Below are 20,583 nucleotides of genomic sequence, written 5' to 3'. Positions count from 1 at the left end.
TAGCACTCATTAACTTCGAGTGCTAATACTACTCATAATTTATCAAATTATAATTTGCATGTCAACGAATCAAACTCAGTCTTCGAGCAAAAATTGTTCGAAGACATTATTGCCCTGAAAAATACCGTTTCTCGTTAGGTATAGCCGATCATCCTTCACTTGCAGTAATCCCTGTTTTTGCATCTTTTCAATTGGTGCGCCAAAGACTTCTTCAATAGGCTTATTAAATTTCTGTTCGAAAAGAGGAATTGAAACGCCCTGGGTTTTCCGGAGCCCGAGGAACATTTCTTCTTCCATTGATTCTTTCCGGGTCACTTCATGTGTGTTCTTGATCGGCAACTCATTCGATGCCAGTCTTTCAATATAATGTTTCAACGGACCTACATTAGCGTATCTGTGGGAACCCAGGTAACCGTGGGCCCCCGCTCCAATTCCAGCATATTGAGAGTTTTCCCAATAGATCAGGTTATGAAACGATGGATAGCCCGGAATTGCAAAATTACTAATTTCGTACTGCAGCCGGTTTGCTTCATTCATACGATCCATAACCATAGCGAACATTTCCGCTTCGGCATCTTCTCCAGGCAGAGGTAACTTTCCTTTGGTCATGCGGTTATAGAAGACCGTTTTCGGCTCCACTATTAATGAGTATGCGGAGTAATGTGGCAAATCTAGCGCCAGAGCACGATCAAGAGTTTCTTCCCATTCTTTAACGGTCTGTGTAGGTAAGGCATACATTAGATCAAGGCTAATGTTTTCAAACCCAACAGAACGCGCTGATTTAATCACACGTTCCACGTCATCTGTGGAATGCGTCCTGCCAATTTGATGCAGCAGTCTCTCATTGAATGACTGCACGCCAATCGACAGCCGGGTAACGCCTTTCTCTTTTAAAACGGCAAGCTGAGCTTCAGATAGATCGTCGGGATTCGCTTCTGTTGTGAATTCACGCAGTGACTCGACATCTACGAAGTGTGCGACGATTGTCAGTAAGCGGTCCAGTTGCTTAACATTGAGTGCAGTTGGTGTTCCGCCACCAAGAAAGACAGTTTCCACCTGTTCGAAAGAATGCCCCGCTTCCTGCATGAGACGGAACTCGTCACCAATTGACTCGATATATTGATCTACAGGCTGATTTTTTAAAAACACTTTATTGAAATCACAGTAATGGCAGATTTGCTGGCAAAATGGGATATGAATATACACACCACGCATGCTTGTAACTCCCTTTTATTTAAGTATGTAAACAGCAAAAAGAGGGCGTTTTTTTGCCCTCTTTGCAACTGTCTGTTTAGTCTTCATCCATCTTCAGAACCGCCATGAATGCCTCTTGAGGCACTTCTACCGATCCTACTTGTTTCATCTTTTTCTTTCCTTCTTTTTGTTTCTCAAGAAGTTTACGTTTACGGGAAATATCTCCACCGTAACATTTAGCCAAAACGTTCTTACCCATCGACTTGATAGTAGAACGGGCCACGATTTTTTGACCGATGGCCGCCTGTACAGGCACTTCAAACTGCTGTCTCGGAATGAGAGACTTTAACTTTTCTACGATTGCTTTTCCGCGCTCGTAGCTGAAGTCATTGTGGACAATGAAACTTAACGCATCGACATGCTCGCCGTTCAGCAAGATATCCATTTTCACGAGTTTCGAACGTTTATAGCCAATCAGCTCGTAGTCAAGAGATGCATAGCCCTTTGTACCGGACTTCAACTGGTCGAAGAAGTCGTAGACGATTTCCGCGAGTGGCAGTTCATAAATAACGTTTACACGCGTACTGTCCATATAATCCATTGTAATGAAATCACCGCGTTTGTGCTGACATAACTCCATAACAGCCCCTACATAGTCGTTAGGCACCATGATAGACGCTTTCACATAAGGCTCTTCTACAAAATCAACTTTTTGTGCAGTCGGCATCATAGACGGGTTATCAACATTCATGGTAGAACCGTCCGTTAAATTCACTTTATAAATTACGCTTGGCGCTGTTGTAATTAAATCGATTTTAAATTCACGTTCGATCCGCTCTTGAATGATCTCCATATGCAACAGACCGAGGAAACCACAACGATAGCCGAAACCAAGGGCCTGAGATGTCTCTGCTTCGTATTCCAAAGCGGAATCATTCAGTTCCAGTTTCTCCAACGCTTCACGCAAATCATTGTATTTTGATGTGTCAATCGGATACAGTCCGCAGAAAACCATTGGATTCATGCGGCGATAACCAGGTAATGGCTCGCTTGCAGAGTTTTCTACTGTTGTCACCGTATCTCCGACGCGCGTATCTCCAACGTTTTTAATAGACGCAGATAAGAAACCAACATCCCCTACAGTCAATTCATCACGCATAGATATTGTTGGGGTAAAAACACCTGTTTCAAGAACTTCAAATTCTTTTCCTGTTGCCATCATACGAATTTTGTCGCCAGGTTTTACCCTGCCTTCTACAATTCGTATATTAACAATAACGCCTTTATACTGATCATAATGCGAGTCAAATATCAGCGCTTTCAAAGGAGCATTCGGATCTCCTTCAGGGGCGGGTACTTTTTCAACAATTTGCTCTAAAATTTCTTCGATACCGATACCCGCTTTGGCAGAAGCCAGAACCGCTTCTGATGCATCAAGTCCGATGACATCTTCCACTTCTTGTCTAACCTTTTCAGGATCTGCAGCAGGAAGATCAATTTTATTGATTACCGGCAGGATCTCCAAATCATTATCCAGCGCCAGATAAACGTTTGCCAGTGTTTGAGCTTCGATCCCCTGAGCTGCGTCGACGACCAGAATAGCGCCTTCACATGCTGCGAGACTTCTTGATACTTCATACGTAAAGTCGACGTGTCCCGGTGTATCAATTAAATGAAACGTATAATCTTCACCATTTTTAGCGGTGTATGTTAATTGGACAGCATTCAGTTTAATAGTAATGCCGCGCTCGCGTTCCAAATCCATGGAATCCAATGTTTGTGATTTCAAATTACGTTTGCTTACGGTTTCAGTTTTTTCCAAAATACGATCAGCTAACGTCGATTTCCCATGATCGATATGGGCGATGATAGAAAAATTCCGTATGTTCTTCTGACGTGCTGCTCTCTGCTCTTGATTCATCCCTGTTCACTCCTACGTTTACGAACCTATTTAGACTAATTGAATTATAGCAGTGAACCTTGCAGACTTCAATATTTGAGAGGTTATTGCACAGTCAGTAACGCAGAAACGGATTCTCCAATGACCGAAATAGTCTGATTCAGCTCCGTTTCCGTATTCCCCACACCGCCAAGCTCAATTAAAATCATGCTCGTATCGAGGTCCTGATTGTATTTTCCATCAACGCCACGACCGCCTTTAATAATAATTTCCCTTGTGATTCCGGGCACACGCTGTTCCATTTGATCTTTTAGTTGTTTGGCTTTGCCTAAGTTCTTTTCGAAGAAAGGATGCTCTTTACCCACAACAAATCCGACTTTTGCATAGCGTTGGTTCTCATGGGTAATCGTCGTTCTGGAAGGACCTAAAGAATCTCGATGCAGATCAATCACAAGATCATAAGACTTCTTTTCTACTTTTTCCTTCACATACGGACGAATGGCTGCGTAGGAACGGTGATACGGGATTTTTTCCTGCTGCATTACTCGAACGATATCAAGATCGAGTTGTTCAGCTGTGACACCATTAACGTTCAGATTGTCTTTCAGTTTACTGCCAACCTTCATAATATTTTCTGAATGGTGAGACGCCGCTATTTTTCCGTCAGCTGCTTTCGTAATCGGTTCATATGCTTCATGGGAATGCGTCGTATAAATAAGCACATTCCCTTCCACTTTCGGCGCGATATCTTCTTCCAAAATATTCGACGCATAGACAATCTTGCTTGGTTCCTTCAATGAGAAGGCAGGTGGAATTGTCGGTTCTTTAGGCAGGAACTGTAGAACGACGGGGAAGATGAATAGTAGGAATATGATGCTCATCCAGATTTGCAAAGTTTTTTTCATGATGCTCCCTCCTCTATCTTCCACTGTATGCAGAAGGAAAAAGGGCCATGACTGAATTACACTTTGACTTTTCTAATCCAATTCAATAAAGAATATGAAAGGCATGATGCATATTGTGCCACCCACGAATCAATTTCCTTCGGTGAGATAAACGTCGATAATTCTTGTTGGGTCAGGACTTCTTCAAATAACTGAATTCGTTCCTCATGCGACCAGGAAGACCAGTCACCGAAGATTGGAGCCAACGCAGTACGGTCCGCATCCTTCGTTGAGCGCTGTGCAAAACGTGGAGTAGCCAATTTAGCTGACGGCATTCCTTCCTCTTCTATTTTCGCTGCTATATAGCCGAACATCGTATCAATCGCGTCTGCAACAAGTACAGGGCCGTCTACTACGGTAGGCACACCGATTGCGATAACAGGTATACCGAGGCTTTTTTCAGACAACTCCTTCCTGCTGTTCCCGACGCCCGAGCCAGGATGGATTCCTGTATCTGTTAATTGGACTGTTCGGCACAGTCGTGTACTGCTTCTGGCAGCCAATGCGTCGACAACAATCAAGACATCAGGTTTTGCTTCTTCTACAATTGCCTTAACGAATGATGCTGTCTCAAGCCCTGTCTGAATTGTCACGCCCGGTGCATAGACCAAGATCCCACTTTCATCTTCCACATAATAGTCCGGTATAATTTCTTTCACAAATCCCATCGTCACAGGACCTACCGCGTCTGGCGTGATATCCGGATTGCCAAGACCGATAAAAAGCATTTTATCTAATTTGCCATTCAACCGTTCTTTTAACAAATGATCCATTTTTTCAACGACTGTGTCACAAAGCTTTGCCAATTCATCTGTTTCATGAACCGCGAGTGTCGGGACAGTAAGCGTAATGTATGTACCTTTCGCTTTTCCGATCTCTTCCTCGCCTTCTGCTGTAACTTTAACAGTCGTCGCTTTGATTCTGCCAATCGTCTGTTCTTCTACAGATATACCCGCCATTTGCTTTAGTTTCTTTTCTTCATCGGCTCCCTGATGCCTGACAAATTCATCACTTTCATCAATTAAATCAGACCGATAATAATTAATTTCCGCCATGGTATTCACCTCTTAAGTAAAGCTTGTGCAAAAAAGCGGTGATTATTCCGAAACAGATTGCTGTAAAGCCGATATACTTTACCTTTTTTTCTTGCATTCTCCCATAAGCTTTGTTAAAATTATGCTTGTTGTAAAGAGATGTCCGGATGATAGTGGAAATACTCTTGCCTTACCTGAAAGCTGGAGGTGAATGAAATGCCAAACATTAAAGGTGCAATTAAACGCGTGAAACAAAGTGACGCGGCTAACGTGCAAAACTCACATGTGAAAGCTGCTATGCGTACAGCAATCCGTAAAGCGGACGCTGCTCTTATCAGCAATGATGAAAACGCACAAGCGCTTTTGAAGGATGCTGTGAAAAAAGTGGATACTGCTGCCCGTAAAGGTCTTATCCATAAAAACACTGCAGCTCGTCAAAAATCACGCTTAACTAAAAAAGCTCAATAAAATAAAAAAGACTGCCACTCTTATGATGGCAGTCTTTTTTTATATTATTTACGATATATCCTACAAACCATTCATCAAAAATAACTCCAGGCGCCGCTGTCGATTGCCGCTCATCGTTTTCAGCAGCAGATCAATCGTCGCCAGATCATCCAGTGCTTTCATTAAAATCGGCAACGCTGGCAGGCTTCTTTGCATCATCAATTTCACACGATACGGATGAATATGTAGAGTCGTGGCGATTTGCTGCTGCTGATATCCCTTTTTTCGCAGATTCACTACATGAATCATGAGCCTAACTTGACTCGCAATTAACGAAGCCAGCATAATCGGTTCTTCACCGTTGCGAAGCAAATCATGATAAACAGCCAGCGATTCAGCTTTACGATTGTTGACGAATGAATCCGTCAGACGAAATACATCCATTTCTGGTGTTCTTGGCACAAGCTGTTCAATAATATCCTCTGTTACCGTTCCGGAATACGACAAATATCCCGCTAACTTTTCCACTTCTGTTGACAGCGTCAGCAAATCGGAGCCAGCCATTTCAATCAAGAACGCAGCTTCCTTCTTATCGATCGTCACTCCTTTATCTCTGGCCTGCTGCATGATCCAAGTCGTCATGTCTTGACCCTGAAGTGCCACAGCTTCTACAACGACCGCATACTTCTTCATTATTTTGGTTATCTTTTTGCGTGCATCCAATTTTTCATAAGGCGCCACAAATACAACCGTTGAAGTAGGTGACGGATTTTCCAGCCACTTTTCCAGCAGTTCCAGTTGATGCGGCTGCTTTTCCTTTGAACTGTCCGTTGCTTTCAAAAACGTACAATTTTTTGCAACGATCAGCTTATGATCTACCAGAAAAGGCAATTCATCCGCTACTTCGAGCACCGTCTGCACCGGCAATTCTTCTAAATCGAAGCGATTGACCTCTGAAGAAGTCATTCCTGGCACTGCACGTATCAGCCGTTTTACTGTCTCATCTATCAAATGCTGCTCTGTGCCCGTCAATAAATAGACTGACTGCACATCGCCCTTTTCAATTTCTTTCCAAATTTTCGTCACCATGTTTTTCACCTCAACTATGCATTAGTATATCGTAAAAACCTCTGCTGCTGATACATGAATTGCTCAGGAATCAACACACTAATCAATAAAGGAGGTTTTTATAGATGAATCGAAATAAAAAAGTCGCTGCAAAAGGCTCCGGAATAAAGTCCAATGAAAAAGAAGAAATTTCATTGGAACTCGCGGAGCTCGACCACTTGCAGCCAAAACAGCAACCGATGACGCCGAACCATCGGGAAAAGGCAGAGAAAGATAAATATTATTAAGCATTTCGGCTACAAACGGCTTGTGAAACGACCTACTTTTTGAACAAATTGTGTCATCGTTCATTGCCCGTCCATTAAACTGCATTTTTTATGGATTTTTATTTCACTTTCATCTATACTTAGTATGGAATTAGGAGGTGTAGCAATGAATGAATTTGAACATGATGTACAATCAAAACGCAATGACGCGATTGATTCAGGCATCGGCTTTATCGTTTCGTTTATCGGTTTTTCTGCAATTTTTGTTGTTGCTACGATTATCGATTTCGTCGCCCGCTAATTATTATCGGATAAAATAGACACAGCCGTAAACATGCGGCTGTGTCTATTTGTTTTTCAGGTTTTAGCGCGAAGACTTTACTGAATAAGAATTCTTTTGTACGCGAATTTCTATAGTTCCCTTTTCTGCCGTCGTCAAATATGGTATACCGTAAGCTTTAAAACGATCCGTCACTTCAGCGTGCGGATGGCCGTAACGGCTGTTGCGTCCCGCAGAAATAATAGCAAGCTCAGGCATTAAATGACGAACAAATGGCTCTGTACTCGACGTCTTGCTGCCGTGATGTCCTGCTTTTAAAATTACTCGACCGAAATCTGTTCCTCTATAACTGCTCAGCAACCGCTTTTCTCCATCCGTTTCAAGATCTCCGGGAAAGATAAACGTCCAGTCTCCTGCTTTCATCAGCATTACCAATGAACTGTCATTTCCCTCGTATGCTCTTTCACCCGGAGCTACATATAGAAAATCATATGCAGCAACCCGCCAATTGACACCTTCACTGACCAGCTTTACAGCAATCTCTTGCTCATCCGCCAGCCGCAGCACATCCTTCATCGTGTTTTCCTGCTCGCTCCCCGGAGGCATATGGATTTCCCTTACTTTTAATTCTTCCAATACTTCATCCGCTCCTTCCATATGGTCCAGATCAGCATGCGTGATAATCAGGCGGTCTATTTTCGTTATTCCTTTCGCCTTCAGATAAGGAACGACGATATTACGTCCGACTTCAAATGGTTTTTCAGGTGTCTTCCAATTCTTTTCACCGAAGTGCACGACCCCGCCTGTATCAATTACATAGACCGCCTTACGAAAAGGCAGCTCAATGACTGTGCTGTCCCCTTGACCGACATCTAGATACGAAATGATCACATCACGATGAAACATAGGTTTGACCTCTATAAATACGGCTGGAAGAAGCAAGCAGACAAGACCAAACGTAACCGACTTCTTTCTTTCCACACTGACTAAAAAGAGTAAGATTCCCGCAACAGCTAATGCGCTCCCGAAACCGTCCGGCTGACCGGGCGTCCACATCTGATAGGGAAAAGAAGCCAGCCAGGACGTAAAGCTACCTATAGCGGCGCGGACCGGCTCATAAAAATTGAATAACAGCCGGGCAGCAGGCGGTATAAGGAAACTGCACGCAAGCAACAACAGATTCGCAGGCAGAATGAATACTGAATACAGAGGAACGTAGAGAAGATTGACAGCAAAGGAGGACAGAGACAGTTCATAGAAGTGATAGAGCAAAACTGGATACAGTGCCACTTGTGTAATCACTGTCACCAAAAATGATACATGCAGGCCATTTTTTGCCTGCTGAAGAATCGCGGAAGAATACAGCAATGAAAAAGCTGCCAGATAAGACAGCTGAAAACCTGGCTGAAAGACGATATGCGGTTGCAGAACGATGAAACAGGCAGCACTCAACGCAAGTGCATCATCCAGTCTCAGTCGAAGTTTGCCGGAGACAGCGAGTAGCAGAATCATCGTTACAGAGACGGCACGCCAGACAGACGGCGCTCCACCAGCAACACACGCATAGATCGGCAGAAAGCCCAGAAGGAAATACGTTACCCATTCCCTACGAAAACCCGCACGCAAAAGTATCGTTCGAATAAAAAATGTCAACAGCCCGACATGCAGACCTGAAATTGCGAATAAATGCGTGATACCAAGCGTCTGATACTGTTTCTGAAGCTCCCTGTCCATGCCGGAACGGTCGCCAATTAACAGGGCTTCCGCTTCTGTCACAAGTGATTCAGGAAAACACTCTGAAATATGCTGTTTTAATTCGTATCGGTAGTTTGATAAACGGCTACGGATTGTTAAAACTTCTTGGCCTGAATGAAGTGCCGTCACTTCCATGATCCCTGCTGCCCCGTTCATACGTAAATAGCGTGCCATATCAAATGCATAGCTGTGCGCTGCAGGCTCCATTTCCTTCCGCTCAGTATCTGCTGTAAATTGATAGGCTGCCAGATTCACTGACTGGAATTTCTTTTTTTCATGTTCCGATTGAAGTGCATACATCATATAGACTTTTGTTCCGTCAGAAAGCCGGGCAAAACCTTTTATTTTGCCACCGTCTATTTTCACTTGATCGTTCCATTGAAAGTGTACTGCAGAAGCAGTATCTGATAAAACAGGAGTCGTTTTAGAGAAATACATAAAAGAGAAACAGACGATGACCCCTGTTAACACAAGATGCACATAGTCTTTTCGCAAAAAGAGGAAAGGAATGAGGACTAACAGATTAAGTAATAAAAGCGATTCCGAGATTTCCGCTGCAAAGGCAGAAATGGCTATCGGAATCGCTACATACATCCAACGTATCGATCGGATTATTTGCCAAATAAATCGTTCACCCTTTGCTGAAGGGCATCCAATTCGTCATCGTTGGCGCCAAGTGATTGCATTTTGACCAGCATCTCGCTGAACAGAGAGAACTTGCCTTCACTAGCGAAGTCGATGGAACGTTCGTCAAACGGAATTTTTTCAACTTCTACACCCGCCTGCTTAAACAACTCCAAGGCATATTCGCTGTTGCGGTAGTCTTCTGCGTAGTTCACCCGGCGGATACCTGCCTGGATCAGCGCTTTACTGCATTGCAAACACGGAAAATGCGTCACATAAATCGTTGCATCTGTAACAGGTATTCCATACTTTGCACATTGCAGCAGGGCATTCATTTCGGAGTGTATTGTCCGCACGCAATGATTATCGACCACATAACATCCGTGCTCGATACAATGATCGCCGCCGGAAATCGATCCGTTATAGCCGCCCGCAATAATCCGCTGATCTCGCACTAAAATCGACCCGACAGACAGACGTGTGCACGTACTCCGCATCGCCAGCAGATGACTTTGCGCCATGAAGAACTGGTCCCATGTAATTCGCTCCATACGGTTGCCTCCATCTATCTAAGCGTAATTAACGCTTCTAATTTTTCAAAAGTCTTATCGCCAATCCCAGAAACTTCTTTCAAGCCGTCAAGCTGCGCAAATGCACCATGCGCTTCCCGATATTTTACGATTGCCGTCGCTTTAGACGGTCCGATACCAGGCAATTGCTGAAATTCGGTTTCATTAGCCGTATTAATATTAATCAAGATTGAATCAGAACTACCAGCCGCAACTGTTGAAGGCTCCTCGAAAGTCGGAGGCTCTTCTCCAGCGACCGGTACATAGACGACCGATTCATCCTGCAGTTTCTGAGCGTGGTTCAGCAGACGCGTGTCTGCATCCTCCATATAACCTCCTGCCTTCTCTACAGCATCGAGCAGCCTGTCTCCTTCAATCAATGAATAAAGACCCGGATGTTTCACCGCGCCTTTGACATCGACTAAAATAGGCACAGAAACAGCTTCTGCAATCATTTCAACAGGAGGTTCTACTTCTTGATCAGGTTCTTCAAGCGTTTCAAATAGGGTTTGACCTCGTTCTTCGGATATAACATCCGCTTGTTCTTGGGGAAAGAACAGAACTGAGGATAGTACAGCGATTGCTGCAATAGGAATGAGTAATTTACGCCATTGTTCGGTAATGAATGAACGGATCATTCAACCATCCTTTCTTTCGGTACCGTATGGAGTCTTCCTAACTATACCCGATTAACCAGAACTTTGGAAGAATTATTTGCGTACTTGAAAGAAAATTCTCTCACTTTCTTCCGTTGGTGGTTCATCTTCCCAATCAGCGAAAATTCGCTCGATGCGAAAACCGGACTCTTCAATCATCTGAATATAGTCAGGGATTGAAAAAGAACGCTGCATATGTACTTCGTCAAAACGCGTGAAACTGTCGTTCTCCTGACGCACAAAAAAAGCAAGCTCCGAATAGATCGAATGATCATAATCGCCGGGAGCTGTCTGCCAAATATACGTGATGCGCCCGTCGTCATAGACGAAAGGACCTTCAAGGAAAATTTCATCCATTTTGTATAGTGAATGAACGTCGAAAAGCAGCACGCCGTCTTTAGCCAGCGCATGATAGATTCTATTAAATGTCTCAACCACTTCGGTTTGAGACATTACGTAATTCAGCGAATCAATCGAAATGACTGTAGCGTCAAATTTATCCTCCACTTCCAGCTGTTGCATAGGCTGCTCCTTAAACTGAATATCCAGCCCGAGTGATTCGGCACGGTGCGCAGCCACTTCGAGCATGTCAGATGACAGATCAACACCTGTCACCTGTGCCCCTCTTTTTGCAAGCATCGCGGATAATAAGCCCGTACCGCAGCCGATATCAAGCACTTTTTTTCCGGAAACGCCAGCAGACGCCAAATCGAGAAGCTCGATATAGGCGTCATATGGAATATCATTCATTAATTCGTCATAAATATGGGCGAACTCTGTATAGGAAGAACTCATTGATCACTCGCCACGTCTAATAGCGGTGCGTCTCCCCACAGTTTCTCCAAGTTATAGAATCCGCGCTCTTCTTTATGGAAGACGTGAACCACAACATCCAAAAGATCGACCAAAATCCAGCGGCCTGAATCAAAACCTTCCATACGTTTAACTGTATAACCTGCTTTGGATGCTTGATCAGCTGCTTCGCGGGCAATTGCCTGAACCTGACGTTCAGAGTTTGCGTGGCAGATGATGAATTGATCGGCAATCAAAGAAATGCCCTCCATATTCAGCACGACGATATCCTCTGCTTTTTTACTATCTACTGCTTGATAAGCTAATTCCAATAATGTTGGCATATTTCACTGTTCCTTTCTTCTCCGTACATGTTCATTATAGCAGTCAAATGAATAAGGGAATATGACTGCATACTGATGAACAAGAAATTTTACTGTATGCTGGATGCATTCGGTCATCTGCTCTTCAAGAGACTGACCTTTTATGCGTCCCCGCAAGTCTTCAATACCAGGAAACTTTCTGCCCGGCTCAATGAGGTCGGCGATATAAATGACTTTCTCTAAATCAGTCATTCCTGCCCGCCCAGTCGTATGAAAACGGATCGCCTGAAGAATTTCCTCGTCCTCTATGCCGTATCGCTCTTTCGCAAGCAACGCTCCGACCGGCGCATGCCATAACTCAGAATGATATTGCGCGTACAATTCGTATTCTTCATCCCGTTTCAATAGTTCAAGTAACTCTTCTTTGTCCATAAATTTGGCATAATCATGGAATAAACCCGCGATTTCCGCTTTTTCTACGGGTACACCTGTTTCTTTCGCTAACTCCTTCGCCGCCTCTGTCACACGTAGGACGTGCTCATAGCGCTTCTGGGGCAGACGCTGTTCCAGATCATTTCGTACTTGTTGAAGATCCATATAATCTCTCCTCTCGAATATAAGCCTCGACAGCTGGAGGAAGCAATAGCTGTACTGTTCCTCCTTCAAGAAAGCGCTGGCGGATCAAAGTAGAAGATAAATCCAGCTGCGGAGTCTCTACCATACGCACAGGAATCTCTGAACGATTTTCGGCACCCGGACGTTTCACTCCAATAAATGTGATGATATCCAGCAAATCTGCAATCCGATACCAGCTCGGTAATTGGTCGACCATATCTCCGCCGATAATGAAATAAAAATCATGTTCCGGTTCCTCTTGGACTAATCGCGACATCGTATCGTAAGTATAAGATACACCGCCCCGTTCAATTTCAAAGGAAGACGCGGACAGACCATCAATATCAGCTGAAGCCAATTTGACCATCCGCAGCCGCTGTTCCGCTGAAGCATCACCAGGAGCTGTTTTATGTGGCGGAATAGCTGTCGGCATCAAACGTACCTCATCCAGTTGCAAAGCGTATCGAACTTCATTGGCAATCAATAGATGCCCGGTATGCGGCGGATTGAATGTACCGCCTAATATGCCGATTCGTTTCATCTGATTCTCCTTATGGCAGTTGTATGCGTTTCTTCTCTTTCGATTCTCTGTACAGAACAATCGTACTGCCGATGATCTGTACTACTTCGATTCCTTTAAATGCGCCAATTCGTTCCGCTATTTCGGTCTTATCTTCTTCACAGTTTTGTAAGACGCTAACTTTCAGCAGTTCACGCGCTTCAAGTGCCTCATCAATTTGAGCCAGTACGGCATCAGTCAAACCACTTTTACCGATTTGGAATAACGGCGTCAAATGATGAGCCTCACTCCGCAAAAATCTTTTTTGTTTACCTGTTAACATGTTTACCCGCCAACTTTCATTGTAATCGTATCTATCATTTTTTTCGTGTCTGGATATACGCCTGTCCACTTTTCAAACGCAAGTGCACCCTGGTGAACAAACATCCCGACACCGTTCATTGTTCTTGCCCCTGCCTGTCTCGCTGCTTGCAAGAACTCCGTCTCTAACGGATTGTAAATAATATCCGCCACTACTGCGTTTTCTGCAATATGCTTCGGATCGAGAGGCATGCCTGCCTGTGCAAAATTCATTCCGACAGTGGTCGTCTGAATAACTAAACCAAATTCACCCAGCTGCTGCTCAGCCTCTTCAGTTGAAATCACATGTGAATCATCTAGATGAGAAGCCAGTTCCTGTGCTTTAGAAACAGTCCGATTTGTAAAGTACAGAGGACCATAGCCTGCTTCCTGCAAAGCAAATGCAATGCCTCTTGCCGCACCACCTGCTCCAATGAGGAGTACGGGACCTGCGACATGTTTGTCTGCCGTAAACTCTTCCAGCGACTTCACAAAGCCTCTGCCGTCCGTATTCGCGCCGATCAGTCTTCCGTCATCAGAACGGTAGACCGTATTGACCGCCTCCATACGTTTTGCCGAGCTGTCTATTTCATCTAAGAAAGGAATGATGGATTGCTTATGCGGCACCGTAACATTCCAGCCTCCAGAGCCGAGTGTCCGCAAGCTTGCAATCGCCTGGTCAAGTGTTTCTGCATGGACATGAATCGGTATATAGGTAGCATTCAAACCAGCTTCTTCAAACCACTGATCATGCATAACCGGTGACATCGATTGAGCGATTGGATCGCCTAACACCGCATACCAACGTTTCATCTATATTCCCCCTTGCCCCTCGCCGTCAGATTAATGACGGTCTGATCATTACATTGACGCCTTTAGGAGCATGTACTGCAATTTGTACATTCTCATGCTGGATGGTGATCCAGCCAAGACCTGAAATTACAATATCCGTCTTCGCCTGCTTAACCGAAAACTCATGACGCACAAGCGGTGGAAGCTTTTCAAGTGAAGCTGCACTTGGTGGTGACAGCATCTCACCTAAATGCTTGGCATATAATTCATCTGCATTCTCTAACTTCGTACGGTGGATCTGCAGGCCATTTGCAACATACAGATTGAAAGAAGAACGATCACCCTGAATAAAATCAAAACGCGCCAGACCACCAATGAACAGCGTCTGTTCCGCATTAAGCTGATATACTTTCGGCTTCAGTTCTTTTTTCGGTGTGATGATTTTCAAATCTTCAGCTGCTAAATCGTGCGCAATCTGATGGTCATTAATGATTCCCGGTGTATCAATCAAGGATTTCCCGTCATCAAGCGGAATTTCCACTACATCCAGTGTTGTTCCCGGAAAATAAGAAGTCGTAATGACATCCTGCATACCCGTTGCATTCTTGATAATCCGGTTAATGAACGTAGATTTCCCTACGTTTGTACAGCCGACGACATAAACGTCTTTACCTTTACGATATTTCTCGATGGCATCTAAAGCTTCTTCCATCCCATTGCCTTTGACGGCAGAAACCAGCAAAACATCAATCGGCTTCAATCCTAATTTAGCCGCTTCAGTTTTCATCCAGTTCGTCAGACGCTTTGGATTGAGAGCTTTGGGCAGAATATCCGCCTTATTGCCAATCAATAAAATGTCTTTCTTACCAACAAATCGCTGAAGACCGTTGATCCAACTTCCATTGAAATCGAAAATATCGACCACTTTGACAATTAGACCTTCTTTTTCGCCAATTCCATTGAGGATCGCTAAAAAATCGTCTCCTGATAAAGAAACTGGCTGTAATTCATTGTAATTCCGTAACTTAAAGCAGCGCTGGCAAATGACATCTTCTTTTTCGAGTGAAGATGGAGGTGCATAGCCTTCTGCATTCTTATCTTCCGTCTGGATGGTGATGCCACATCCAATACACTTGATTGGTTCCAAATTCAGTCCTCCCACGTAATCAATCCTTTTCTTTTAAACCTTGCCAGAATTCTCCGTTCAATCGCCCGGTTAAATTTCGTAATTGGTGCATCAGAACTCGCCACGGGCACAACAAGTATTACGGGCAGACCGACACGGTTTGCGCCGAGGACGTCTGTCATAAGCTGATCGCCTATCATAACGATTTGCTCCTTCGGTAATCCAAGCGTGGCAATTGCCTGTTGAAATGATCGTTTCAGCGGCTTTCGTGCTTCACAAATATACGGGATTCCGAGTGGATCACAAAAGTGGCTCACACGCTCTATATGATTATTCGAAACGACTGTAATCTGAAGACCTGCGTCACGCATCTCTTCAAACCAGGCCATGATATCTTCGGTGGCATCTGCGCGGTCCCATTCGACTAATGTATTATCAAGATCCGTTATGATTCCTTTTACGCCATTTTCTACAAGCTGTTCCGGCTTGATATGCAGTACCGATTTAACGTACGCACTTGGCAAAAAATGTTTGAACACGTTATCCTCTCCGCCCTACAACAAATTCTTGTCTGATTATAACATAGTTGCGTATACTGCACGCAGTTCAATGACTGTTTTTGTTACTTTCCTCTCAGGTGATAGGCTTGCTGTTTTCCGCATATGGTGTAGTAACAACATTCGGAGGTGGTCATATGAGCGGGTTTTTCTTGGCCCTTATGCAAATGTGGTTAGAGATCCCCGCGTTAATCGGCTATATCAGAGGGCAGGCATTCTTGCGTCCGCTGTCAAAAAAGGAAGAAGCCGAGTGCCTAAGACGATTAGCGGAAGGCGATGAAAGCGCACGCGATGAATTGATTGAACACAACATGAGACTGGTCGCTCATATTGTAAAGAAGTTCCAACCGAAACATGAGTTGCTCGATGATTATATTTCTATTGGCGCGATCGGACTCATGAAAGCAATCAACAGTTTTACACCTGATCGGAAAACGAAGCTGGCTACGTACGCTGCCCGCTGTATTGAAAATGAAATCCTTATGTATTTGCGAACACAGAAAAAAGTCCAGAAAGATGTCTCCCTCTACGAACCAATTGGTCTGGATAAAGACGGTCAATCATTAGAAATCGCAGACCTTCTCCAAACAAATGATATAACACCCCAAACAACCGTCGAGCAAAATGAACAAAAAGAGCGATTATACAAGCATCTGGGTAAATTGGATGCTCGTGAACTGGAAATCATCCAGCGTCGTTATGGTTTGCTTGACGACCAGCCCATGACCCAAAAAGAAATTGCAGAACAACTGAACATTTCCAGAAGCTATGTTTCCCGCATAGAGAAAAGAGCGATCGTGAAATTATATCAATCTTTCAAACATGAATATCAGGGGTAATTCTAGTAAATCAAAAAGCGTTTCTGATGCGGGAGCCTCGGCCCTCGCCATCGGAAACGCTTTGTTTTCACTCTCAGTCAGCCTTTACCTCACGTAAAATCACAGCAGCCAAAATAGCTGTAACTAAAAATACTCCGCCCATTAAGAATCCCATTGATTGTCCCTCCTTTCAACAAAACTTTCCTATGCTTTGTCTACCTAATAATTTTACCATATAACAATTAGAGTTTCGAGATGACACGCAAAACTATCTGTGACGAATGTTTTGCTGCAAGTGGCAAGAATTCATCAAAACTAACTGACGATTCTTTTCCTGCTATATCAGAAAGTGCACGAATGACAACAAACTTTGTCTGGAACTGATAACATACTTGTGCAACAGCAGCCGCTTCCATTTCCACAGCGATGACACGAGGGAAACGTTCTTTCACTTGAAGGACTTTTTGAGGGTCAGACATGAAAGTATCAGCGGAAGCGATGGTTCCTACTGCGTGTTCGTATGTATCCAGCTCGACAACCGCTTCTCTAGCCAACCCAATTAATTGAGGATCGGAAGGGAATGTTGCAGGCAACTGCGGCACCTGGCCGAGTTCATAGCCGAATGCTGTGACATCAACATCGTGATGCAGGACGTAATCAGATATGACTACCGTTCCGACTTCCAAGTCCGGATGCGTCCCGCCCGCAGAACCTGTATTGAGAACAACGTCAGGCTTATAATTTTGAAGCAAGATGGCAGTAGCCATCGCCGCATTCACTTTACCGATGCCACTTTTCGTAACAATAACTTGATGTTTGCCGACTTTACCTTCAATAAATTCACAGTTTCCGATAGTCGTGATTTTTCCAAGACCAATTTCTCTGCGCAAGATTTCTACTTCTTCCTCCATTGCGCCGACGATTGCTATTTTCATTATTTTCGCTCCTTCAAAGTTCGACTTCCTAATGAATCAAGTTATTTTGTTTCAATTGTATTAAGTACATCCATTTTAACTGGTTTCCAGCCTTCGCCGTCAACCCATTCAATATAGACCTTATATTTTTCAGACTTGTCCTTGCTGGAGACAATGCCTTCTGATTTCTGAGGGCTTCCGCCGTTCTGTATGCGCCAGAAAATCATCTCGTCTTCTGACAGGCCTGTGGCATAGGCAATCGCCTGCTTTTTCTCATTCCAGTCGTCTGAACTGCCATCGTACTTTGAGACGTGTTCACCTGTTTGAGAGGTTCCGATTGGTTTCCAATCTGCGTCTACCAAAGTTTCTTTAATATTGCTGTCAGTAGATGGCGTTACGGTAACAGATTCGCCACTGGAATCTTTTTGTCCATTCGCTTCCTGATCTGTTTCATTAACGATCTGTCCGCTTTCTTCTGTATCCAAATCGTTTTCATCATCCGGATCTTTTTCAACAGGCGTATCTTCTGCTTCTTCATCATCCGGATCTTCAATAACAATCGGCTCTTTAGGTGCGTCCTCTGTCTGCTTCTCATCATTCGCTTCGTCTTTGCCATTACCTGCAATATATGTAACCCCCACGATTAGTATGAGGAGAATGACAACACCGATTAAGATATTCAATAACTTATCTTTTCTACCTTTTTTACGTGACATCCTTGAAAAATTCGGTTCTCGTTCTGCCATACAATGCATCTCCTTCTGAACGGTTTGCGCTCTTTTCCAATCAGACGTTTAAGCAGCCCGATTGGTTTCCAAAATAAGCAATACCGCCTTCAGTGAGAAGACGGTACAGTTGTCATTTTATCTCGCGTATTTCTACTGACATTTCACCGCCGGGAGTAATTATCTTGACCTTATCGCCTGTTTTTCTCCCGATTAAGCCTTTTGCAATAGGAGAATCATTGGAAATAAGTCCTTCCATCGGGTTTGCTTCTGCAGATCCGACAATTGTGTATGTTTCTTCGTCGCCATCTGGTATTTCCTTAAATGTAACCGTTTTACCTAATTGCACTTCATCTGTCTTTTGCTCATCTTCTGTAATGATCACTGCATTGCGGATCATAGATTCCAATGAAGAGATCTTACCTTCTACGAATGCCTGATCCTCTTTCGCTGAATCATACTCTGAGTTCTCTGAGAGGTCACCATAGCTACGTGCAATCTTAATGCGCTCAACAACTTCTTTACGTTTTACTGTTTTTAGGTATTCTAGTTCTTCTTCTAATTTTAGTTTACCCGCAGCTGTCATCGGGAATTTTTTCTCTGAAACCATCTAACAACACTCCTCAAAATTTCTGTTCATAAAAAATACTATGCCACACCGACAATCAGTATGTGACATAGTGCAACTATTATCGTTCACATCTTACGCTACTAACGAAAAGATTTGAACCAATGTGACTTTTGGAATTATACATAACCCAACAGCCGTCAGACATAAGCTACTGCTGAATTAATTTAAAATTATGTCATCATCATATTATACTTCTTCTGCAGAAGCAAGAATTGTTTTTATTTTGGTGACCATTAAATCAATGGCTACCGCATTTTCTCCGCCTTCAGGAATGATTATATTGGCATATTTTTTAGTCGGTTCAATAAACTGATTGTGCATCGGCCGCACGACTGACAAATATTGCTGGACCACTGATTCTACAGTACGTCCGCGATCATTAATGTCCCGTAAAATACGGCGGATAATCCGGATATCTGAATCCGTATCAACGAATAATTTTATATCCATCAATTCACGAAGACGTTCATCTTCCAGCACCAAAATTCCTTCCAGAATAATTACATCCTGAGATTCCACCGTAACTGTTTCAGTTGAGCGGGTATGAATCGTATAATCGTAAGTCGGTTTTTGAATTGACTGTCTGTTCAATAGTTCTTCAATATGATGAATTAATAACTCCGTATCAAATGCCAACGGGTGATCATAGTTCGTCTGAAGACGCTCTTCAAACTGTAAATGAGACTGATCTCTGTAGTAATCGTCCTGTTCAATTACCACAACAGAATGACCTTGGAACACTTCATGTATCTTTTTGGTGACACTTGTCTTACCGGAACCAGAACCTCCGGCAATACCGATCACAACAGGTTTTTTCTTCACAGCGATTCTCCTTTATTGCCTGCTATTACTTTTTTACCGCAATTAATATGCCATCACCGACGGGCAAAAGCGAGGTATTGTAAGCTTCATTGTCCATAGCCCATTGAGTAAATTTATGCAGATTACGGATCATTGTACGATTTCGTTTTGGCAAATCTGCATCTTCCAGCAGCACTGCGCCATGCATAAACATATTATCACAGTAAATGACACCATTTTGACAAACAAATGGACTATATTTTTCAAAAAACTTCTGGTATTGACCTTTTGCCGCATCGATAAAAAGTGCGTCAAATGGTGCGTCAGGCAATTTCCCTGTATCCAATTCCAATGCGTCTTCCTGAACAATGTCAATTCGATCAGAAAGTCCACTCCGTTCAATATGTTCCACTGCTTTTAAATAGCGTTCCTCATCACGTTCGACCGTATAAATTACCGCATCTGGAAATGCTTTGGCTAAACGAATTGCAGAATACCCAATCGCGCTGCCAATTTCAAGAATACGGGTCGGCTGCTGAATCTGAAGCAGCCCGATCAATGTGTTTAACCCGGCATCATCCATTATTGGAACGCGGTGTTCTTCGGCATAATGCTCCATCTCTTCAATCAGCGGCTCTTTTTCTCCTGCAAAACGGCAGATATAGGCATGATAATCATTCATACAAATCCCCCTTTTAACGAAGGCTCATCACCAAAACATGTACTTGACAATACAATTAGTAAGCAGGTGGGGATTAGAGCAAAAGCCGTTCTTCGTTACGGCTCTCCTTGCAGACGGTACGCTTTCCGGAGTCGACCGTCTTCCACTCCAACCCTACTCACTATGTATAAAGACTGTAGTATTCACATTAAAATATCTTTACAGCTGGCGA

At 43.6% G+C, this 20,583-nt stretch carries 25 protein-coding genes; 4 read left to right on the top strand and 21 right to left on the bottom strand.

The annotated features are described in order from the left end of the window. Positions 1–75: 75 nt before the first annotated feature. The 4 genes from hemW to gpr form a co-directional block, all read right to left on the bottom strand. On the bottom strand, positions 76–1,215 hold the full coding sequence (hemW, locus tag Q1J64_RS13620; RefSeq protein WP_301109634.1) for a radical SAM family heme chaperone HemW: 1,140 nt from the start codon (positions 1,213–1,215) through the stop codon (positions 76–78). Between the two features lie 76 nt (positions 1,216–1,291). Further along, positions 1,292–3,115: a translation elongation factor 4 gene (lepA, locus tag Q1J64_RS13615; RefSeq protein WP_301109633.1), complete on the bottom strand. Its 1,824-nt coding sequence runs from the start codon at positions 3,113–3,115 to the stop codon at positions 1,292–1,294. 83 nt (positions 3,116–3,198) lie between these two features. After that, positions 3,199–3,999: a stage II sporulation protein P gene (gene spoIIP, locus Q1J64_RS13610; protein WP_301109632.1), complete on the bottom strand. Its 801-nt coding sequence runs from the start codon at positions 3,997–3,999 to the stop codon at positions 3,199–3,201. A 56-nt stretch (positions 4,000–4,055) separates the two neighbouring features. Continuing rightward, positions 4,056–5,093 (bottom strand): GPR endopeptidase, encoded by a 1,038-nt coding sequence (gene gpr / locus Q1J64_RS13605; protein ID WP_301109631.1) that lies wholly within the window; start codon positions 5,091–5,093, stop codon positions 4,056–4,058. Between the two features lie 195 nt (positions 5,094–5,288). Between gpr and rpsT the strand changes: the two genes are divergently transcribed. Continuing rightward, positions 5,289–5,540: a 30S ribosomal protein S20 gene (gene rpsT / locus Q1J64_RS13600; RefSeq protein ID WP_301109630.1), complete on the top strand. Its 252-nt coding sequence runs from the start codon at positions 5,289–5,291 to the stop codon at positions 5,538–5,540. Positions 5,541–5,600: 60 nt separating this feature from the next. Here the strand turns inward: rpsT and holA are convergent, their stop codons facing one another. After that, a complete protein-coding gene (gene holA, locus Q1J64_RS13595; protein ID WP_301109629.1) occupies positions 5,601–6,608 on the bottom strand; it encodes a DNA polymerase III subunit delta in 1,008 nt (335 codons plus the stop codon). 104 nt (positions 6,609–6,712) lie between these two features. On the opposite strand from holA, the gene Q1J64_RS13590 reads away from it, so the two are divergent. Together Q1J64_RS13590 and Q1J64_RS13585 are read left to right on the top strand one after the other, a co-directional pair. Continuing rightward, complete coding sequence (locus Q1J64_RS13590) at positions 6,713–6,874, top strand: hypothetical protein (protein WP_301109628.1); 162 nt, start codon at positions 6,713–6,715, stop codon at positions 6,872–6,874. Between the two features lie 145 nt (positions 6,875–7,019). Then, the gene (locus Q1J64_RS13585; RefSeq protein ID WP_153722282.1) at positions 7,020–7,154 is read left to right on the top strand and encodes a YqzM family protein; all 135 of its coding nucleotides are present in this window, start codon (positions 7,020–7,022) and stop codon (positions 7,152–7,154) included. A 63-nt stretch (positions 7,155–7,217) separates the two neighbouring features. Here the strand turns inward: Q1J64_RS13585 and Q1J64_RS13580 are convergent, their stop codons facing one another. From Q1J64_RS13580 to Q1J64_RS13530, 11 genes are all read right to left on the bottom strand, one after another. Then, positions 7,218–9,482: a DNA internalization-related competence protein ComEC/Rec2 gene (locus tag Q1J64_RS13580; RefSeq protein ID WP_301109627.1), complete on the bottom strand. Its 2,265-nt coding sequence runs from the start codon at positions 9,480–9,482 to the stop codon at positions 7,218–7,220. 17 nt (positions 9,483–9,499) lie between these two features. Continuing rightward, positions 9,500–10,063, bottom strand: a complete 564-nt coding sequence (locus tag Q1J64_RS13575) for a ComE operon protein 2 (protein WP_301109626.1) — start codon at positions 10,061–10,063, stop codon at positions 9,500–9,502. A 14-nt stretch (positions 10,064–10,077) separates the two neighbouring features. Then, positions 10,078–10,719, bottom strand: coding sequence for a helix-hairpin-helix domain-containing protein (locus Q1J64_RS13570; RefSeq protein ID WP_301109625.1), 642 nt, complete (start codon positions 10,717–10,719; stop codon positions 10,078–10,080). 72 nt (positions 10,720–10,791) lie between these two features. Continuing rightward, positions 10,792–11,532, bottom strand: a complete 741-nt coding sequence (locus Q1J64_RS13565; protein ID WP_301109624.1) for a class I SAM-dependent DNA methyltransferase — start codon at positions 11,530–11,532, stop codon at positions 10,792–10,794. Next, positions 11,529–11,873: a ribosome silencing factor gene (gene rsfS, locus Q1J64_RS13560; protein WP_153722277.1), complete on the bottom strand. Its 345-nt coding sequence runs from the start codon at positions 11,871–11,873 to the stop codon at positions 11,529–11,531. Before rsfS ends, Q1J64_RS13565 begins: the two co-directional genes overlap by 4 nt. A 3-nt stretch (positions 11,874–11,876) precedes the next feature. After that, a complete protein-coding gene (gene yqeK / locus Q1J64_RS13555) occupies positions 11,877–12,449 on the bottom strand; it encodes a bis(5'-nucleosyl)-tetraphosphatase (symmetrical) YqeK (RefSeq protein WP_301109623.1) in 573 nt (190 codons plus the stop codon). Beyond that, the gene (locus Q1J64_RS13550) at positions 12,424–13,008 is read right to left on the bottom strand and encodes a nicotinate-nucleotide adenylyltransferase (protein ID WP_301109622.1); all 585 of its coding nucleotides are present in this window, start codon (positions 13,006–13,008) and stop codon (positions 12,424–12,426) included. Before Q1J64_RS13550 ends, yqeK begins: the two co-directional genes overlap by 26 nt. 10 nt (positions 13,009–13,018) lie before the next feature. Beyond that, complete coding sequence (gene yhbY, locus Q1J64_RS13545; protein ID WP_301109621.1) at positions 13,019–13,309, bottom strand: ribosome assembly RNA-binding protein YhbY; 291 nt, start codon at positions 13,307–13,309, stop codon at positions 13,019–13,021. A 2-nt stretch (positions 13,310–13,311) separates the two neighbouring features. Next, a complete protein-coding gene (gene aroE, locus Q1J64_RS13540) occupies positions 13,312–14,139 on the bottom strand; it encodes a shikimate dehydrogenase (RefSeq protein ID WP_301109619.1) in 828 nt (275 codons plus the stop codon). Between the two features lie 25 nt (positions 14,140–14,164). Next, positions 14,165–15,265, bottom strand: coding sequence for a ribosome biogenesis GTPase YqeH (gene yqeH / locus Q1J64_RS13535; protein WP_301109618.1), 1,101 nt, complete (start codon positions 15,263–15,265; stop codon positions 14,165–14,167). A 2-nt stretch (positions 15,266–15,267) separates the two neighbouring features. Beyond that, positions 15,268–15,783, bottom strand: a complete 516-nt coding sequence (locus Q1J64_RS13530) for a YqeG family HAD IIIA-type phosphatase (protein WP_301109617.1) — start codon at positions 15,781–15,783, stop codon at positions 15,268–15,270. Positions 15,784–15,938: 155 nt separating this feature from the next. On the opposite strand from Q1J64_RS13530, the gene sigK reads away from it, so the two are divergent. Beyond that, entirely contained in the window at positions 15,939–16,640 is a 702-nt protein-coding gene (sigK, locus tag Q1J64_RS13525) for an RNA polymerase sporulation sigma factor SigK (protein ID WP_301109616.1), read from the top strand. Positions 16,641–16,861: 221 nt separating this feature from the next. On the opposite strand, the gene mtnN is transcribed toward sigK, so the two are convergent. From mtnN to Q1J64_RS13500, 5 genes are all read right to left on the bottom strand, one after another. Next, a complete protein-coding gene (gene mtnN, locus Q1J64_RS13520) occupies positions 16,862–17,554 on the bottom strand; it encodes a 5'-methylthioadenosine/S-adenosylhomocysteine nucleosidase (RefSeq protein WP_301109615.1) in 693 nt (230 codons plus the stop codon). A 41-nt stretch (positions 17,555–17,595) separates the two neighbouring features. Further along, entirely contained in the window at positions 17,596–18,279 is a 684-nt protein-coding gene (locus Q1J64_RS13515) for a YrrS family protein (RefSeq protein ID WP_301109614.1), read from the bottom strand. 112 nt (positions 18,280–18,391) lie between these two features. Further along, positions 18,392–18,868, bottom strand: coding sequence for a transcription elongation factor GreA (greA, locus tag Q1J64_RS13510; protein ID WP_301109613.1), 477 nt, complete (start codon positions 18,866–18,868; stop codon positions 18,392–18,394). A 207-nt stretch (positions 18,869–19,075) separates the two neighbouring features. After that, positions 19,076–19,711: a uridine kinase gene (udk, locus tag Q1J64_RS13505; RefSeq protein WP_301109612.1), complete on the bottom strand. Its 636-nt coding sequence runs from the start codon at positions 19,709–19,711 to the stop codon at positions 19,076–19,078. Positions 19,712–19,736: 25 nt separating this feature from the next. Further along, positions 19,737–20,372, bottom strand: coding sequence for an O-methyltransferase (locus tag Q1J64_RS13500; protein WP_301109611.1), 636 nt, complete (start codon positions 20,370–20,372; stop codon positions 19,737–19,739). Positions 20,373–20,583 lie beyond the last annotated feature (211 nt).

Origin of the sequence: Sporosarcina sp. (assembly GCF_029257255.1) — a bacterium.
GTDB lineage: Bacteria > Bacillota > Bacilli > Bacillales_A > Planococcaceae > Sporosarcina.
Note: the sequence above shows the minus strand (reverse complement) of the source record. Positions and strands in the feature narration are given on the sequence as shown.

Bases quoted from the DNA above. Each gene is read 5' to 3' on its own strand.
- hemW (WP_301109634.1), bottom strand. From the start codon at position 1,215: ATGCGTGGTGTGTATATTCATATCCCATTTTGCCAGCAAATCTGCCAT.
- lepA (WP_301109633.1), bottom strand. From the start codon at position 3,115: ATGAATCAAGAGCAGAGAGCAGCACGTCAGAAGAACATACGGAATTTT.
- spoIIP (WP_301109632.1), bottom strand. From the start codon at position 3,999: ATGAAAAAAACTTTGCAAATCTGGATGAGCATCATATTCCTACTATTC.
- gpr (WP_301109631.1), bottom strand. From the start codon at position 5,093: ATGGCGGAAATTAATTATTATCGGTCTGATTTAATTGATGAAAGTGAT.
- rpsT (WP_301109630.1), top strand. From the start codon at position 5,289: ATGCCAAACATTAAAGGTGCAATTAAACGCGTGAAACAAAGTGACGCG.
- holA (WP_301109629.1), bottom strand. From the start codon at position 6,608: ATGGTGACGAAAATTTGGAAAGAAATTGAAAAGGGCGATGTGCAGTCA.
- Q1J64_RS13590 (WP_301109628.1), top strand. From the start codon at position 6,713: ATGAATCGAAATAAAAAAGTCGCTGCAAAAGGCTCCGGAATAAAGTCC.
- Q1J64_RS13585 (WP_153722282.1), top strand. From the start codon at position 7,020: ATGAATGAATTTGAACATGATGTACAATCAAAACGCAATGACGCGATT.
- Q1J64_RS13580 (WP_301109627.1), bottom strand. From the start codon at position 9,482: ATGTATGTAGCGATTCCGATAGCCATTTCTGCCTTTGCAGCGGAAATC.
- Q1J64_RS13575 (WP_301109626.1), bottom strand. From the start codon at position 10,063: ATGGAGCGAATTACATGGGACCAGTTCTTCATGGCGCAAAGTCATCTG.
- Q1J64_RS13570 (WP_301109625.1), bottom strand. From the start codon at position 10,719: ATGATCCGTTCATTCATTACCGAACAATGGCGTAAATTACTCATTCCT.
- Q1J64_RS13565 (WP_301109624.1), bottom strand. From the start codon at position 11,532: ATGAGTTCTTCCTATACAGAGTTCGCCCATATTTATGACGAATTAATG.
- rsfS (WP_153722277.1), bottom strand. From the start codon at position 11,873: ATGCCAACATTATTGGAATTAGCTTATCAAGCAGTAGATAGTAAAAAA.
- yqeK (WP_301109623.1), bottom strand. From the start codon at position 12,449: ATGGATCTTCAACAAGTACGAAATGATCTGGAACAGCGTCTGCCCCAG.
- Q1J64_RS13550 (WP_301109622.1), bottom strand. From the start codon at position 13,008: ATGAAACGAATCGGCATATTAGGCGGTACATTCAATCCGCCGCATACC.
- yhbY (WP_301109621.1), bottom strand. From the start codon at position 13,309: ATGTTAACAGGTAAACAAAAAAGATTTTTGCGGAGTGAGGCTCATCAT.
- aroE (WP_301109619.1), bottom strand. From the start codon at position 14,139: ATGAAACGTTGGTATGCGGTGTTAGGCGATCCAATCGCTCAATCGATG.
- sigK (WP_301109616.1), top strand. From the start codon at position 15,939: ATGAGCGGGTTTTTCTTGGCCCTTATGCAAATGTGGTTAGAGATCCCC.
- mtnN (WP_301109615.1), bottom strand. From the start codon at position 17,554: ATGAAAATAGCAATCGTCGGCGCAATGGAGGAAGAAGTAGAAATCTTG.
- Q1J64_RS13515 (WP_301109614.1), bottom strand. From the start codon at position 18,279: ATGGCAGAACGAGAACCGAATTTTTCAAGGATGTCACGTAAAAAAGGT.
- greA (WP_301109613.1), bottom strand. From the start codon at position 18,868: ATGGTTTCAGAGAAAAAATTCCCGATGACAGCTGCGGGTAAACTAAAA.
- Q1J64_RS13500 (WP_301109611.1), bottom strand. From the start codon at position 20,372: ATGAATGATTATCATGCCTATATCTGCCGTTTTGCAGGAGAAAAAGAG.